The organism is Sodalis sp. RH24 (assembly GCF_047324145.1).
Lineage (GTDB): Bacteria > Pseudomonadota > Gammaproteobacteria > Enterobacterales > Enterobacteriaceae > Acerihabitans.
In genome coordinates this window covers 908,588-924,114 of sequence record NZ_CP178729.1, presented here as the reverse complement: position 1 = coordinate 924,114, position 15,527 = coordinate 908,588, and the positions used below count along the sequence as shown (strand labels likewise).

At 58.5% G+C, this 15,527-nt stretch carries 11 protein-coding genes; 5 read left to right on the top strand and 6 right to left on the bottom strand.

Translation table 11 applies throughout. The features are described from left to right. Window positions 1-133 precede the first annotated feature (133 nt). Together ACL2XG_RS04130 and ACL2XG_RS04125 are read left to right on the top strand one after the other, a co-directional pair. Window positions 134-2,929: a YdbH family protein gene (locus ACL2XG_RS04130; protein WP_413722815.1), complete on the top strand. Its 2,796-nt coding sequence runs from the start codon at window positions 134-136 to the stop codon at window positions 2,927-2,929. Further along, window positions 2,926-3,147 carry a YnbE family lipoprotein gene (locus tag ACL2XG_RS04125; protein ID WP_410015166.1) on the top strand — a complete coding sequence of 74 codons (222 nt, stop codon included), beginning with the start codon at window positions 2,926-2,928 and terminating at the stop codon, window positions 3,145-3,147. Before ACL2XG_RS04130 ends, ACL2XG_RS04125 begins: the two co-directional genes overlap by 4 nt. Before the next feature lie 149 nt (window positions 3,148-3,296). Here ACL2XG_RS04125 and ACL2XG_RS04120 read toward each other — a convergent pair whose 3' ends face one another. Then, window positions 3,297-3,902, bottom strand: coding sequence for an FMN-dependent NADH-azoreductase (locus ACL2XG_RS04120; protein ID WP_410015165.1), 606 nt, complete (start codon window positions 3,900-3,902; stop codon window positions 3,297-3,299). Window positions 3,903-4,134: 232 nt separating this feature from the next. Here ACL2XG_RS04120 and hrpA point away from each other — a divergent pair, with 232 nt between their 5' ends. Next, window positions 4,135-8,022: an ATP-dependent RNA helicase HrpA gene (gene hrpA / locus ACL2XG_RS04115; protein WP_413722816.1), complete on the top strand. Its 3,888-nt coding sequence runs from the start codon at window positions 4,135-4,137 to the stop codon at window positions 8,020-8,022. Window positions 8,023-8,055: 33 nt separating this feature from the next. Here the strand turns inward: hrpA and ACL2XG_RS04110 are convergent, their stop codons facing one another. The 4 genes from ACL2XG_RS04110 to rstA all read right to left on the bottom strand — a co-directional run bounded on the left by ACL2XG_RS04110 (window position 8,056) and on the right by rstA (window position 11,892). Next, window positions 8,056-8,877 (bottom strand): trypsin-like serine peptidase, encoded by an 822-nt coding sequence (locus ACL2XG_RS04110; protein WP_410015163.1) that lies wholly within the window; start codon window positions 8,875-8,877, stop codon window positions 8,056-8,058. Between the two features lie 396 nt (window positions 8,878-9,273). Further along, window positions 9,274-9,615 carry an acid resistance repetitive basic protein Asr gene (gene asr / locus ACL2XG_RS04105; protein WP_413722817.1) on the bottom strand — a complete coding sequence of 114 codons (342 nt, stop codon included), beginning with the start codon at window positions 9,613-9,615 and terminating at the stop codon, window positions 9,274-9,276. Between the two features lie 241 nt (window positions 9,616-9,856). After that, window positions 9,857-11,170: a two-component system sensor histidine kinase RstB gene (rstB, locus tag ACL2XG_RS04100; RefSeq protein ID WP_413722818.1), complete on the bottom strand. Its 1,314-nt coding sequence runs from the start codon at window positions 11,168-11,170 to the stop codon at window positions 9,857-9,859. Then, window positions 11,167-11,892, bottom strand: coding sequence for a two-component system response regulator RstA (gene rstA, locus ACL2XG_RS04095; RefSeq protein WP_410015160.1), 726 nt, complete (start codon window positions 11,890-11,892; stop codon window positions 11,167-11,169). Before rstA ends, rstB begins: the two co-directional genes overlap by 4 nt. Before the next feature lie 292 nt (window positions 11,893-12,184). Between rstA and ACL2XG_RS04090 the strand changes: the two genes are divergently transcribed. After that, window positions 12,185-12,610 (top strand): hypothetical protein, encoded by a 426-nt coding sequence (locus tag ACL2XG_RS04090; protein WP_410015159.1) that lies wholly within the window; start codon window positions 12,185-12,187, stop codon window positions 12,608-12,610. Window positions 12,611-12,713: 103 nt separating this feature from the next. Here ACL2XG_RS04090 and ydgH read toward each other — a convergent pair whose 3' ends face one another. After that, window positions 12,714-13,667 carry a DUF1471 family protein YdgH gene (ydgH, locus tag ACL2XG_RS04085; protein ID WP_410015158.1) on the bottom strand — a complete coding sequence of 318 codons (954 nt, stop codon included), beginning with the start codon at window positions 13,665-13,667 and terminating at the stop codon, window positions 12,714-12,716. Window positions 13,668-13,997: 330 nt separating this feature from the next. On the opposite strand from ydgH, the gene pntA reads away from it, so the two are divergent. Continuing rightward, window positions 13,998-15,524, top strand: a complete 1,527-nt coding sequence (gene pntA, locus ACL2XG_RS04080; protein WP_410015157.1) for a Re/Si-specific NAD(P)(+) transhydrogenase subunit alpha — start codon at window positions 13,998-14,000, stop codon at window positions 15,522-15,524. The last annotated feature ends 3 nt before the right edge of the window (window positions 15,525-15,527 follow it).

Sequence of the window (15,527 nt, the reverse complement as noted above, 5' to 3'; positions counted from 1 at the left end):
CGGCAGGTGGCGCGGTATCATTCAATGTATCCTTCTCAGACGGATAAAAGTACGCGTTTGTGCCGTATCACCTAAAATGTTGCGTGGAATATAATTATGGTATCTTGCAGGCTTAGGGACAATAAGGAATGTCATGACCGACGCATCAGGCGCATACAGGCGCGCAGGCCTTTTTCTACGCCGTTCCGGAGCGGTTGCCCTGTTGCTGCTGGCGCTTCTTGGGCTGACGGTGGCAGTGGGGTGGTTTTTTTTACCGCTCTGGCTGCCGGTGGCGGCGCGGTTGGTGCTGCCCGCCGATGTCGATATTACCCTGACCGGCCGGCCGCGCTGGCATCAGGGGACGGTGATCCTGCCCGGCTTTGCGTTAAACCGTCCGTCCTGCGTCTGGATAACCGGCCAGAATATCAGCGCCCGGCGCCAGGACGGCGCATGGCGCATCCTCGCCGGGCAGGTAACGGTGGACAGCACCTGTAATGCGCCCCGCGCGCGTGAAGAAAGCGGCGAGCCGCTGACCTGGGCGGCCGTCGAGCAGGTTCTGCCGCGCTTTACGCTCGGCATCGGCCGCCTGACGGTGGCGCCCTGGCAGGCCTATGCCGGCGGACTGGAACTGGAGCATCTTGCCGCCGGCACCCGGGCATATTACCACAATGAACATCTGCGCCTGGCCTTGTCGTTGCGCGATCGTCAACTGTCGATAAGCGACTTGACGTTTACCGGCGCGCAGCCGCAGCCCCCGCGGGCCTTACCGGCGCTGCCGGTCTTCAATGCGCCCTTCGGCTTACAGAACCCCGCGCCGGCGTCGTTAGCCGCGCCGCCCCAGCCGGCGCCGCTATTTCCCGCGCGACCGGCGGTATTATCCGGGGCGCTGCGCATCGGGTTAACCGGGGATATGACGTTGTCGCCCCAGGTGATGATGCCGCCGGAACAGGGCGAACTGACCGCCGGCCTGGTTTTGCCCGACGGCAGGCCGGTGAACGCCGATATCATCTGGCGGCAGCGGCAGGGGGCGTTATTGGTGACCGACGGTCAAACCGATATCAGGCTGGCGCGCTTGCCCTGGCGCATCGCCGGCGATGACCTGCAGATTACCGACGGCGAGTGGCGCTGGCCCTATGCCACCCAGCCCCTGTCGGGCAATATCGCCCTGACCCTGGCGCATTGGCTGGACGGTCCCGACGCGCTGGGATTAACGGCGCGCATGAATATGCTGACCCAGGGCCTGCGCGGCAAGGCCAATGCCGTATTGACCGTCGGCCCCGGCCCGCTGCGCCTGAGTGACAATGCGCTGGATTTCCGTTTTACCGGCACGGCTAACCAGGGGGGACTCTCGTTAAGCGCGTCGATTCCCGGCCAGTTGCGCGGATTGCTGACCGATCCGACCCTGGCGCTGCTGCCCGGGGCGTTATTGCGCGTCACCGGACTGATTTCCGAGGCGCTGAGCATTAACAGCGCGCGCCTGCCCCTGGCCGGCGTGCAGGTGTCATCCCGGGGCCTCAGCGGGCGATTGCAGGCCATCTTACAGGCTAACGTGCCGGATTACGGGCACTTCACCCTGCATATGGACGGCCGCGCGCTGGATTTCCTGCCCGATAAGGGCGAGTGGCGCTGGCGTTATTGGGGCGGGGGCAACCTGACGCCGTTCGAGGCGCGGTGGGATATCGCGGGACGCGGATCCTGGCTGGCGGACCAGATTGAACTGACGGAGTTGTCCAGCGGCCTCGATCAAATCCACTACGGTCTGGTCAGCGTTGCCGTCCCGCGCCTGGCGCTTACGGCGCCGCTGCGCTGGCGCCGTGGGGAGCATAATCCGGCCTTCAGCGGCGCGCTGCGGGTCAATGCCCGCCGGATCGATATTGCCCGCGGCGGCTATTTGCCCCGGCCGGTGATGACGCTGCGTTTCACCGGCACCACGCCGCAGGATTTTCTGTGGCAAGGCCAGCTTCAGGCCGGCGTTACCGGGCCGGTGCGCCTGAACGGCCGCTGGGACGGCAACCGACTGCGCGGGCAGGCCTGGTGGCCGAAACAGCCGCTGAAGGTCTTTCAGACCTTACTGGCGCCGGATTTGCGCATTACCCTGCGCGACGGGCAATTCAACGCGCAAAGCGCGTTTTCCGCCGCTATCGGCCAAGGCTTCCTGGCCGGCGGACATGCCACCGTCGGCCAGGGAGAGGTGTGGGTGGGCGAAAATCATCTGTCGGGCGTTGCGCTCGGGCTTTCTTATCGTTTGCAGGACCAGCGCTGGCAACTGGGCGTAAAACAGCCGGTCAGCCTGCGTGTCGCGACGATTATCACCCCGGTGACGCTGAATAACCTGGCGATAGGACTACAGGGGTATTACCCTTATGATGAACGTCGTCCGCTGACGCTCACCGGCGTGGATGTGGACGCGCTGGGCGGCAAGATCCACCTTACGCCGCTAAGCCTGCCTCAGCGCGACGCCGCGGTGCTCAGCGTCAAATCCATTGAGATGAGCGAGCTGATCACCGCGCTTAAACCTAAACAGTTTGCCCTCTCCGGCCGTGTCAGCGGCGAGCTGCCGCTGCATTTTAGCGATCGGGCGGGGTATATCCGCCGCGGCTGGGTCGCCGGCGACAACCGGATGGCTTTGCGACTGGATAAACAATTCGCCGACGCCATCGGCAGCCGCAACCTGGCCACAGGCGCGGCCATCAACTGGCTGCGTTATATGGAAATCAGCCGTCTGCGGGCGGATGTCAACGTGAACCGCGACGGCGAGCTGGATTTACTGGCGCATTTTATCGGCACCAATCCGCAAATCAATGCCCAGCGCGAGGTCAGGTTGAATTACCATCATCAGGAAAATATTTTCATGCTGTGGCGCAGCCTGCGCTTTGGCACCAACGTGGAGCAGGCCCTGGAAAAACAGGCCGGCACCGTCCCCGCCGGGGCAGCAAGGAGAGAGAGATGAACACAGGATATAAGCTGGCCGGCCTGCTGTTGACGCTGGGCGCCGCCGCCTGCGTGCCGCGCATTGAGCTGGCGATGCCAAGCGAACCAATTACCATTAACATGAACGTGAAAATCGAACACGACATTACCATCAAGGCGGACAAACAGAGCGTGGCGCTGCTGCAGCCGACGCTGTGTCAGGACTCGCAGACGCAGCCTTGCGTGCCGGCCAAATAAAAAAGCGCATCCGGGATGCGCTTTTACAATCTATCTATCAGCGTGCAGCGGCACTGATGGCCAACGAGCCGCGCGCGCGGAAATATTTCAGGTACGGCGGGATGCAGGGTGTCTTGAAGACCTTACCCATCATGGCCGCCGTCACGGCATCAGGCGGCGATAAACTGGCTGATGGCGGCTTTAGCGTCTTCCTGGGCTTTGCCCGCCACTTCCGGACCGTAGGCCACGCCTTCGGCAAACACGAATTCCACGTCGGTGATGCCGAGGAAGCCCAGCATCAGGCGCAGATAGGACGTCACCAGATCGCTGGGGGTGTCTTTATGGATGCCGCCGCGGGTGGTCAGCACCACCGCTTTTTTGTTTTTTACCAGGCCTTCAGGGCCTTGTTCGCTATAGCGAAAGGTCACGCCGGCGCGCGCAATCAGGTCAATATAATTTTTTAACTGGGTAGGAATGTTAAAGTTGTACATCGGCGCGGCAATGACAATCACGTCGTTGGCCTGCAGCTCATTGATCAATTCATCGGATAAGTCCAACGCTTCCTGCTGGCGGGGCGTCAGGGTCGCGTCGGCCGGGCGCAGGGCGCCGACCAGCTCGCCGTCCAGCACCGGTACCGGCTGCGCGGCCAGGTCGCGTACCGTAATCTCGTCGCCGCTGTGGTTTTTTTGCCATTGTTCGATAAAGAAGTCGGCCAGCTGGTTGGACTGGGAAAACGTGGCAAGAATACTCGATTTAAGAATTAATACTTTGCTCATCAGATGTTCCTTATAATTCAATAGGTCATTAACCCTTAGGCGTTGAGAAACACTCTATTGATTATCCTCCCGCAGTGATAGCGCAATATTTCGAGCTGTTTGTTCGAATTTCCTGAACGATGGGAAAGGCGGCTAAAGCCGGCGCCGGGGATATGGTAAACTAACGGCATAAGCACATTCTATTCGGGCCGGAACAGCGCCTGTATCCGGTCGCAGTATAAGGAAAGGTATCGTGAAGTCATCGCTGGCGGCACTGTCCGCTTCGCTGGAGTCGGTTATGCTCCGCGATAAAACAGTTTTACGTCGCCGTCTGCAGGGGGCGCAAAAAGTCACCCGGCCCGAGGCGCAGACCGCTATCGCCGAGCAAATCGCCGCCGATATCCAGGCGTCCGCGCAACGCGCGGCAAACCGCCTGGCCGCCCGCCCGGCCATAACCTATCCGGAAAATCTGCCGGTCAGCCAGAAACGCCAGGATATTCTCCAGGCCATCCGCGATAACCAGGTGGTGATTGTCGCCGGTGAAACCGGCTCCGGCAAGACCACCCAGATCCCCAAGATCTGCCTGGAGCTGGGGCGCGGCATCACCGGTCTCATCGGCCATACCCAGCCCCGGCGCCTGGCGGCGCGCAGCGTGGCCGATCGCATCGCCCAGGAGCTGGCGGTGCCGTTGGGCGGGGCGGTGGGGTATAAGGTGCGTTTTAACGATCAGATAAGCGACAACACGCTGGTCAAGCTGATGACCGACGGTATCCTGCTGGCGGAAATACAGCAGGATCGGCAACTGCTGCAGTACGACACCCTGATTATCGACGAAGCGCATGAACGCAGCCTGAATATCGATTTTATCCTCGGGTATCTGCATCAGCTATTGCCGAAACGTCCGGACTTAAAGGTGATTATCACATCCGCGACCATCGACCCGCAGCGCTTTTCGCGCCATTTTAACAACGCGCCGATTATCGAGGTTTCCGGACGCACTTATCCGGTGGAGGTGCGCTACCGTCCGGTGGTGGAGAGCGAGGAGGACGGCGACCGTGATGTGTCCCAGGCCATTTTCGACGCGGTGGATGAACTCAGCCACGAGGCGCCGGGGGATATTCTGATCTTTATGAGCGGCGAGCGTGAAATCCGCGATACCGCCGATGGCCTGAACAAGCTCAACCTGCCCCATACCGAGGTGCTGCCGCTGTACGCCCGCCTGTCCAATAGCGAACAGAACCGGGTATTCCAGTCCCACAGCGGCCGGCGTATCGTGCTGGCGACCAATGTGGCGGAAACCTCGTTGACCGTGCCCGGCATTAAATATGTTATCGACCCCGGCACCGCGCGCATCAGCCGCTACAGTTTCCGCACCAAGGTGCAACGGCTGCCCATCGAGGCGGTGTCGCAGGCCTCCGCCAACCAGCGCAAAGGGCGCTGCGGCCGCATATCCGACGGTATCTGCATCCGGTTGTATTCAGAACAGGATTTTCTCTCCCGGCCGGAATTTACCGATCCTGAAATCCTGCGCACCCATCTGGCCTCGGTCATCCTGCAGATGACCGCGCTCGGCCTTGGCGATATCGCCGCCTTCCCGTTTGTGGAAGCGCCGGACAAGCGGCAAATCCAGGACGGCGTGCGGTTATTGGAGGAGCTGGGGGCGCTGGAGGCAGAATCCGCGCGCGGCTACCGGCTTAGCCCGCTGGGCCGCCAGCTGGCGCAGCTGCCGCTCGACCCCAGACTGGCCAGGATGGTGCTTGAAGCGCGTAATAATGCCTGCGTGCGCGAGGTGATGGTGATCGCCGCCGCGTTGTCCATCCAGGATCCGCGCGAGCGGCCGATGGATAAAAAACAGGCCGCCGACGAAAAACACCGCCGTTTCGCCGATAAAGAATCGGATTTTATCGCCTTCGTCAAATTGTGGGATTATGTGCAGGAACAGCAGAAGACGCTGTCCTCCAGCCAGTTCCGCCGTCAGTGCCGGGTCGATTTCCTCAGCTACCTGCGGGTACGCGAATGGCAGGATGTCTATACCCAGCTGCGACAGACGGTAAAAACCCTCGGGCTGCCGGTCAATACCCAGCCCGCGGATTATCGCGGCCTGCACTGCGCCCTGTTGTCGGGCCTGCTGTCCCATATCGGGCAAAAGGACGCTGAAAAACAAGAATACACCGGCGCGCGCAACGCCCGTTTTGCCATTTACCCCGGTTCGGGGCTGTTTAAAAAACCGCCTAAATGGACCATGGTGGCCGAACTGGTGGAGACCACCCGGCTGTGGGGGCGCATTGCCGCGCGCATCGATCCGGAATGGATAGAGCCGCTGGCCCCGCATCTGGTTAAAAGCAGCTACAGCGAGCCGCATTGGGAAAAGGCGGCCGGATCGGTGATGGCGGTGGAGAAAGTCACCTTGCTGGGGCTGCCCATCGTGGCCGGCCGCAAGGTCAATTACAGCGCTATCGATCCGGCGCTGTGCCGTGAACTGTTTATTCGTTTCGCGCTGGTGGCCGGCGAGTGGCAGACCCGGCACGCGTTTTTCCATGCCAACCGCAAGCTGTTGACGGAGGTGGAGGAGCTGGAGCATAAATCACGCCGCCGCGATATCCTGGTGGATGACGAGACGCTGTTTGCCTTTTACGATCGGCGCATCGGCGCGGAGGTGGTCTCGGCGCGGCATTTTGACAGCTGGTGGCGAGACGCGGCCAAACAGGACCCTGATCTGCTTAACTTTGAAAAAAGCATGCTGATCAATCCGGGCGCGGATGCGATAAGCGCCCTGGATTACCCCAACGTTTGGCACCAGGGCAATCTGAAATTAAAACTCAGCTATCAGTTCGAACCCGGCGCGGACGCGGACGGCGTCACGGTGCATATCCCGCTGCCGGTACTTAACCAGGTCACCGCCGCCGGTTTTGACTGGCAGATCCCGGGCGTGCGGCGGGAGCTTATCATTGCGCTGATTAAATCGCTGCCTAAGCCGTTACGGCGTAACTTTGTGCCGGCGCCCAATTACGCCGAAGCCTTTCTCGGCAGGGCCACGCCCGCCGACGGGCCGCTGCTCGATACGCTGGAGCGCGAGCTCAAGCGCATGACCGGGGTGGGCATCGACCGCGACGCCTGGCAGTGGGATCAGGTGCCGGATCATCTGAAAATCTCGTTCCGGGTGGTGGATGATAAACATAAGACGCTGGCAGAAAGCCGGGATCTCGACGCGCTGAAGCTGCAGCTAAAAGACAATGTGCAGCAAACCCTTTCCGCCGTGGCCGACGACGGCCTGGAGCAGCGTGATTTACATCTGTGGAGCTTTGGCGATTTACCCGAGCGCTATGAGCAAAAAAGAGGCGGCTATTCGCTCAAGGCTTATCCGGCGCTGGTGGATGAAAAAGACAGCGTGGCTATCCGCCTGTTTGAAACCGAGCACGATCAGCGCCGGGCGATGTGGCAGGGCATCCGGCGCCTGTTGCTGATCAATATCCCCTCGCCGATAAAATACCTGCATGAAAAATTGCCTAACAAAGCCAAGCTGGGGCTGTATTTCAATCCATTCGGCAAGGTGATGGAGCTGATTGACGACTGCATTACCTGCGGCGTCGACAAGCTTATCGAGCAGCGCGGCGGCCTGGTCTGGCGCGAGGAGCAGTTTGCCGAACTGCAGGAATACGTGCGCGCCAACCTGAACCCGACGGTGGTGGAGATTGCCGGGCAGGTGGAGCAAATCCTGACGGCGGTGTTCGCCATCAATAAACGCCTGAAAGGACGGGTGGATATCAGCCTGGCCCTGGCGCTGTCGGACATCAAGGCGCAGCTGGGCGGCCTGGTTTATCGCGGTTTCGTGGCCGGCAACGGCTGGCGACGGCTGCCCGATACGCTGCGTTATCTGCAGGCCCTGGAACGCCGCCTGGAAAAAATGCCCAACGATGTGCATCGCGATCGCGCCCAGATGTTGAAAGTCGAGCAGGTGCAGCAAGCCTGGCGCCAGTGGCTGGACAAGCTGCCGCCGCTGCGGCGCGAAGATGAGGATGTCAGGGAAATCCGCTGGATGATTGAGGAACTGCGGGTCAGCTATTTTGCCCAGCAGCTCGGCACGCCTTATCCCGTCTCGGAAAAACGCATCTTGCAGGCGATGGAACAGATAGCGGGTTAATCGGGAAATGTAACGGGCTACGCTGAAAATCCTTCACTTCGCCAAGGCTTTCCCCGGTTTGTCGGCCAATGCCGACAGGCCATCCTGAATGGCGGTCACCGCCAGCGCGCGGTTATCCGCCCGATAACGGTCCTTGCCCAGCGGGGCGGAACTCTGGATTGCGATTAAACGCCAGCCGGTAAGGGTATACAGCATTAACGGCGAACCGCTGTCGCCCGGCAGGGTGTTGCAGCGATGGGATAACACCTCCGACTGCGCCCAGCCGGTCACCAGGCAATCCTGATGACGATAGAGCGTATCCAGGTGATCCTCGGGATATCCGGCCTGGGTGACCTGGTGATTGGCCTGCTTTAGCTGCAGGGTCAGTTCCTGATGGTCGCCCTGCCACAGCGGCAGTGGTTTGATTTTTTTAAATGTTTTGGTCAGGCGGATAAGGGCGAAATCCAATGCGGCCGCATCGGGCGGCACGATCCAGCCGTCGCCGGAGGGTTTCAGGCGTTGACCCAGCTGTTTGTCGACCAATGTATCAATGGCGCTGGTCTGATAACGCCAGAGCTGGTTTTCCGCCACGAAACGCAACATCACCGCTTTATCAATAACGCCGCCCGCGGTCAGCACGCAATGACCGGCTGTCAGCGCCAGGTGCGGAGAAATCAGAGTGGCGGTGCAGAGATTGCCGCTGGCGGTCTCCACCTGCCCGATGGCCTGCCACGGCCATTCATCCGGCTGGGTGATGGCCTGGCGGTGGTCATGGCCGAAAAACAGCGCCTTCTGTTCTTTACTCAGTCCGGCCGATGCGGCGTTAAAGGTAGCGAGAGGCAACAAACACCACAGCAACAGCGGAACAATACGCATATACAAGCTTGCCTTATGATAAGTGCTGATATCATCCATGAAAAAACATTATCTCAATATAGCTTATAAATAGGGGAATACAGAGAAAAATCGTTGTGTTTCAGCACGCTAAAACAGATCGCCGTTAAGGCGGAAAATACGCAGGCGCTGGGCAAGGGAAGGGACTTAAATAAAAAAGAAGGTGCTGACAACGGCGCAAATAATCAGGCAACCCAGGATGATTTCATACCTATATCGGCGCAGCATAGACGAAGCCTTAAGAAACCGACACCCGGCGAACCGGGTGTCGGTGAGTCAATAATAATGCGCTAAAATGACTATTTCATCAGCTCTGACAGCCATGATATTCCGACTCCGGCCTGAACGGCGTTAAACCAGGTTCAGGCGCGGCGCATCTTATGATGCAGGGGTCGTGGTGGCAGCGGCAGCGGCCGGAGCGGCTTTCTTATGCTGCACTTTTTTCACGTGTTTTTTAGCGGCCTGGGCAGTCTGCGCCGGAGCGGCTTTCTTCACTTTCTTCACGTGTTTTTTAGCGGCCTGGGCAGTTTGCGCAGGGGCTGCTTTTTTCACTTTCTTCACGTGTTTCTTGTGAGTAGTCGTGGTGGTTTTAGCCGGTGCAGCGGTAGTCGTGGTGGTGGTCGTCGCGGCAGGAGCGGTAGTCGTAGTGGTATCGGCGGCAAACGCAGCGGTGGACAATCCCATGGCGGCAGCAATAACCAGTGCAAGTACTTTCTTCATTGTCAAATCCTCAGAATTGCGGTTTCTATTTACAACCCCGATTCGGGGCCGGTGAAGACACAATAAGGATTTAACGCCGCGTTGTCCGTGAGTGTTTGGTTTCGGCGTGTAACCGAATGTACAGGCGGAGAAACAAAGAGGTACCACCCTCGCTGTTGTATTTTAGTTACAACATACAATTACGTGTATCCATCCACCACCTCGACCACGGATATCTTCTGACATCCCGCGGCCACGCAGGTTACAGCGGGCTTTTCAGCGCCAGCGGGTCGCGCGCGCCCTGGTTTACCGGCCAGCGGTATAAAAAGCTGGCCCCGCCGAGCGGGCTCTCGTTCACCGCCACCTGGCCTTCATGCGCCAGGGCGATGGAGCGTACGATCGCCAGACCCAGCCCGCAGCCGCCGGTGCTGCGGTCGCGGCTGGGGTCGAGACGGACGAAAGGCTCGAACACGCGCAGGCGCTCATCCTGGGGAATGCCCGGCCCGTCGTCGTCAACCTGCAGGAAGCCGTAACCTCGCTCGATGCCGAGCCGGACCATAACGGCTTCCCGACTGTAGCGCAGCGCATTATTCACCAGATTATCCAGCACCCGTTCCATTAGCCGCGCATCGACCTGGCCGAAATCGCCGGAGGCAGTGATTTCCTGGCCGATAATACGTTCCGGATGCAATAACCTGATGTCCTTGAGTTTTTCCGTAAGCCAGGTGGGCAGGTCCATGGGCGCCAGGTTAAGCGTGACCTGGGGCCGGTCGAGCCGGGCGAAGGTTAACAGCTCATCAATCAAGCCTTCCAGCTGGCTGACATCATGATTCAGCCGTTCCTGCTCCGCGGTGGACAGCCCTTCGCTCATGGCCAATCGATAGCGTAGCCGCACCAGCGGAGTGCGCAACTCGTGGGCGATATTATCGATAAGCTGTTTTTTACTGGCGATCAGGGTATTAACATTATCCGCCATCTGGTTGAAGGCTACGCCGAGACGCAGCAGGCTTGATGCGCTGTCGAAATGGATGCGTTCTTCCAGGAACCCTGCGCCCAGGCGCTGCGCCGCCGTTTCCAACCGCAGCATGTCCTGCCAGTGCGGCCGCATCCAGATAAATACCGGAAACGCCAGGGAGAGTCCGATAAAGACCAGCAGCGCCAAATCCAGTAACCGCATTTCATGAATAAAAAACAGATAGGGTATGGGGCCGACCGCCAGCACATAATTACTGCGCGGTATGCGCTGGATAAAAGTGTATTCATCGTCTAGGGCGACGATTTCGCCACGTCTAAGGCGCAGATCGTCATGGGGATTCAACTGGTACTTTTTCAGCGGTTCAATATGCAATTGAAACGACAGGTTAAGATCCAGCTTATTGATGGTTTTATTCCAATCGCGCGGCGGCGTGGCGCGCAGCTCGTTGCGCAGCAGATAAATCGAGCTTTTCATCAGGTCGTCCATTGATTTCCTGCCGGCGCGTTCGGCCGTCACCTTATACACCAGCCCGACCAGTAAGGTCATGACCAGAAAACAGACGAACAGCAGCAGATAAAATTGAATGAACAGTTTCCTCATGACCCGGCGTTCTCCCACGCATTCGGTGCGAACAGGTAGCCTTTATTACGCACGGTTTTAATCCGGAACGGCTCCAGCGCGTTGTCATGAAGTTTTTTCCGCAATCGGGAAATAGCCACGTCGATGCTGCGGTCCAAACCGTCATAGCTGACGCCGCGCAGGTTTTTGAGCAAAGCCTCGCGGTCCATAATATGGCCGGCGTGGGTGGCCAACTCCCATAGCAACTCGAAATCCGAGGTCGAGAGCAGGATGGTTTCGGTCCCTAAAATCACCTCGCGATTAATCAGATCGATGCTCAACTGGCCGAAGTGCAGCACGCTGCCGGTCGTGGCCGGCGTCTGCGCGGCGGGGCGCGGGATAAGCGTATTCTGCCGCAGGTGCAGGCGCAGGCGCGCCAGCAGTACCGCCGGCGGCGTCGTTTTAAGGATATAGTCGTTGGCGCCCATCTCCAGCGCCAGAATATGATTCATATCGCTGTCCAGGGAGGTCAGCAGCACGATCGGACCTTCGTATACCGGGCGTAGATCGCGGCAGATGGTCATGCCGTCCTTGCCCGGCAACAGGATATCCAGTAGCACCAGGTCGGGGTTAAGCCGGGTTATCACCTCCTGCGCCCGGTCGCCGCGGGGTTCTATGGTTACCTCGAAGTCATGTTTGCCTAGCCACGCGGCAATCAGGTTGCCGACCTCGGTATCATCTTCAACAAAAACGATCGTGTTCATAACGCCAGTAATCTGCTTAAAATAGGTGAAGGTTATCGGTAGCCGCCATGAGCATACCGCCTGTATTGATGTTGCGCCATCGGATAAGCGTTAATGGTTTTTACCGGTGCGATTTACCGGCGGCCGAACCGCGGCGGCGATAAGGGAGGACCGGCGGCACAAAATTTTACCATTAAGTGATGGGCGCATCTGGCGCTGATTCGCCTATTATTGATCGCGATATGCTATAATAATCGCCACTTTTTCGAACACGGGCATTCAACTTCGGTTGGTCACGAGAGGAACGGGCTAGATGGCTAATCATCTGCGTGCGACGGCCGGTCAAGGCGAAAAACTCTGCTTTGATTATACGAATTATCTTTCGGCTAGTTGCAAAAAACGCTGGAGTTTCATCGACGCGATTTATGGCGTAATGCCCATCTTCGGCATTGTCACTAAAACCCCGCAGAAACATGTCCAAACCCGGCAGGAGCAGTTGAAGGCCCTGGCGCTGCAAGTCCTGTCCACCCAGGTCAATGATGAAACCAATGTCATCAGGCTGATTGCCCTGGCGCAGCAGCAGGGTATCGGACGCTTTGATATCAAGCTGCCGTATTCCTTGGATCGCGCGCAGCTCGGCGCAATCCAGCAGGAATTTGGCGAGCAGCTGTTGCTTAACCAGCATGACGAGCGATTGTCCGTGGTGCTGCCGCTGGTAAGCGAAAATCCCGCCGCCTGACGGCAGCCAATAAAAATGGGCAAGTTCCCTTGCCCATCGCGCTGCGCGTCATTCTCATTGTCCTGCATTACGGCCTGCCAACGACATGCCGCAAGCAGATTCGCTATTTAAACAAATCGGCGCTGACGGTCAGGTTGCCGCCGCTCTGGTTTTGTTCCCATTGCCGGGTAATATGATAATATTTGGCGCCTTTTTTCGCGCCGAGCCGGGCGACTTCATGCGCCACGTCGGTTGAACTGTTGTAATGGCCGGTGAAGGTCACGGAATCGAAAGGCACCATCTGCGCCGCGGTGATTTTATTGACTTCCTGCACTTTGGTGCCGTCGGGTAGCGTTACAGTGTAACGACCGCCGGTGGTGGATTGCGTTTCATAGAACCGGCCGACGGTACGGCTCGGTGACTCGGAGGAAGCCACCCCGGGAATTTCGACCTTGGCGGCGGCGGCGCCGCCGGCGGCCAGCGCGGCTTTACCCGCCTGCGAATCGGCGGGGATGGCGTCCGGGCTTTGCACTACGCGCTTGGCGGCGTCGGCTTTGTACACGTAGGCGGTAACAAACTGATTGCCGCCTTCGTTGGCGTCAATTTGGCGCACGATAAAGAATGAGGCCGCGCCCTTGGCCTGGGCGGCTTTGGAAATGGCGTCGTTGATATCAGGCTGGCTATGGAAAAAGCCTTTTACGCTGACGGTGTCATACGGTTCCAGCAGGTTGGCTTCCTGGCGCGGCAGTTCTTTTACGCCGTTAAAATAGCGGTATTGGGTTTCCTGCGAGGCGGCGGGGGCGTCCTTATGATATAGGTCCGCGGTGACGCGCCAGTTGCCGCTGTTGTTGGCGTCGTTAATGCCCTGGATATAATAGGCGTAGGCGCCTTTGGCATCGGCGCGGCGCGAAATCTCATCGTTGGCGTCGCCAATGGCGTTAAACCGCCCGGTAATCGTAATCCGGTCAAACGGCTGCAGACTGGCGGCTTTTTCCGGCGTCAGCTCTTGGGCTGCCTGCGCGGATAACGCCGTCAAAGTGAGTAACGCAGAGACCAAAAATGTGTTCTTCAGCTTCATAAAAAATCCTTTCGACAAACGCTTTCAGGCTAAACATGCTGAACTGTTGATGTATAACAGATTAGCTGGCGATTATGGCATGTAATAATGGTGAGTGTCTCAGCAATTTATGTCACTGTGAATAACAATTGCTTGAGCAGGGGCAAACAGTACGCCAATTTTAGGGGAAAATGCTGTTTGTCCGCACAAAATATAGACCGCTGAAACTATTTTCAGTAGGTTATTGTGTGGCTCTTGTAGGGTGATCCCAGGGTCTACCGTATGACACATTTGACTTTTGGGTCAGGATGACGGTTATCTTCAAAAAAAACGGTTAAAAAAGGGAAAGCTATGCGTATTGGTGTACCAAAAGAACGCCTGGCCAATGAGGCCCGCGTTGCCGCAACGCCCAAAACGGTAGAGCAGTTGCTCAAACTCGGCTTTACCGTGGCGATTGAAAGCGGCGCAGGCAAACTGGCCAGTTTTGAAGACGCGGCCTTTCTGGCGGCCGGCGCCTCTGTTACAGATACCGCCGATGTCTGGCAATCCGATATCATCCTCAAGGTCAATGCGCCGCTGGATGATGAAATCCCGCTCATCAAACCGGGCAGCACACTGGTCAGTTTTATCTGGCCGGCGCAGAATCCTGCGCTGCTGGAAAAACTCAGCGCCAGCAAGATCACCGCAATGGCGATGGATTCGGTGCCGCGCATTTCCCGCGCGCAGTCCCTGGACGCCCTGAGCTCCATGGCCAATATCGCCGGTTACCGCGCCATAGTGGAAGCCGCCCATGAATTCGGCCGTTTTTTCACCGGCCAGATTACGGCGGCGGGTAAAGTACCGCCGGCCAAAGTGATGATTATCGGCGCGGGCGTCGCCGGGCTTGCCGCCATCGGCGCGGCGGGCAGCATGGGCGCCATAGTGCGCGCCTTCGATACCCGTCCCGAAGTCAAGGAGCAGGTCCAGAGCATGGGCGCGGAATTCCTTGAGCTGGATTTTGAAGAAGAGGCGGGCAGCGGCGACGGTTATGCCAAAGTGATGTCTGAGGCGTTTATCAAGGCCGAAATGGCGTTGTTCGCCGCCCAGGCGCAGGATGTGGATATCATTGTCACCACCGCGCTGATCCCCGGCCGGCCGGCGCCGAAGCTTATCACCAAAGAGATGGTCGCCTCGATGAAACCGGGCAGCGTGATTGTCGACCTGGCCGCGCAAACCGGCGGCAACTGCGAGCTGACCGTGGCCGATACCATCACCGTTACCGATAACGGCGTGCGGATTATCGGTTATACCGATCTGCCGAGCCGTTTGCCTACCCAGTCCTCCCAGCTCTACGGCACCAACCTGGTCAACCTGCTGAAACTGCTGTGCAAAGAAAAAAACGGCGAGATCCTGGTGGACTTCGACGATACGGTCATTCGCGGCGTCACGGTAGTCAAAGACGGCGAACTGACCTGGCCGGCTCCACCGATCCAGGTTTCCGCCCAGCCGCAGAAGCCGACCGCCGCTCCGCTGCCGAAACCGGTTGCCAAACCCAGTTCGCCGGCCCTGAAATATGGCCTGATTGCGCTGGCGATTATTTTATTCGGCTGGCTGGCCAACGTGGCGCCGCGTGATTTCCTGTCGCATTTCACCGTGTTTGCCCTGGCCTGTATCGTGGGTTATTACGTTGTTTGGAACGTGAGTCACGCGTTGCACACGCCGCTGATGTCGGTAACCAACGCTATTTCCGGGATAATTGTTGTTGGTGCGCTGCTGCAAATCGGCCATGGCGGATGGGTGTCTTTCCTTTCATTTATCGCCGTGCTGATTGCCAGTATCAATATTTTCGGTGGCTTCACCGTGACTCAGCGCATGCTGAAAATGTTCCGTAAAAATTAAGGG

Excerpts from the sequence above, each read along its gene's own strand:
- ACL2XG_RS04130 (WP_413722815.1), top strand. The coding sequence starts at position 134 with ATGACCGACGCATCAGGCGCATACAGGCGCGCAGGCCTTTTTCTACGC.
- ACL2XG_RS04125 (WP_410015166.1), top strand. The coding sequence starts at position 2,926 with ATGAACACAGGATATAAGCTGGCCGGCCTGCTGTTGACGCTGGGCGCC.
- ACL2XG_RS04120 (WP_410015165.1), bottom strand. The coding sequence starts at position 3,902 with ATGAGCAAAGTATTAATTCTTAAATCGAGTATTCTTGCCACGTTTTCC.
- ACL2XG_RS04110 (WP_410015163.1), bottom strand. The coding sequence starts at position 8,877 with ATGCGTATTGTTCCGCTGTTGCTGTGGTGTTTGTTGCCTCTCGCTACC.
- asr (WP_413722817.1), bottom strand. The coding sequence starts at position 9,615 with ATGAAGAAAGTACTTGCACTGGTTATTGCTGCCGCCATGGGATTGTCC.
- rstB (WP_413722818.1), bottom strand. The coding sequence starts at position 11,170 with ATGAGGAAACTGTTCATTCAATTTTATCTGCTGCTGTTCGTCTGTTTT.
- rstA (WP_410015160.1), bottom strand. The coding sequence starts at position 11,892 with ATGAACACGATCGTTTTTGTTGAAGATGATACCGAGGTCGGCAACCTG.
- ACL2XG_RS04090 (WP_410015159.1), top strand. The coding sequence starts at position 12,185 with ATGGCTAATCATCTGCGTGCGACGGCCGGTCAAGGCGAAAAACTCTGC.
- ydgH (WP_410015158.1), bottom strand. The coding sequence starts at position 13,667 with ATGAAGCTGAAGAACACATTTTTGGTCTCTGCGTTACTCACTTTGACG.
- pntA (WP_410015157.1), top strand. The coding sequence starts at position 13,998 with ATGCGTATTGGTGTACCAAAAGAACGCCTGGCCAATGAGGCCCGCGTT.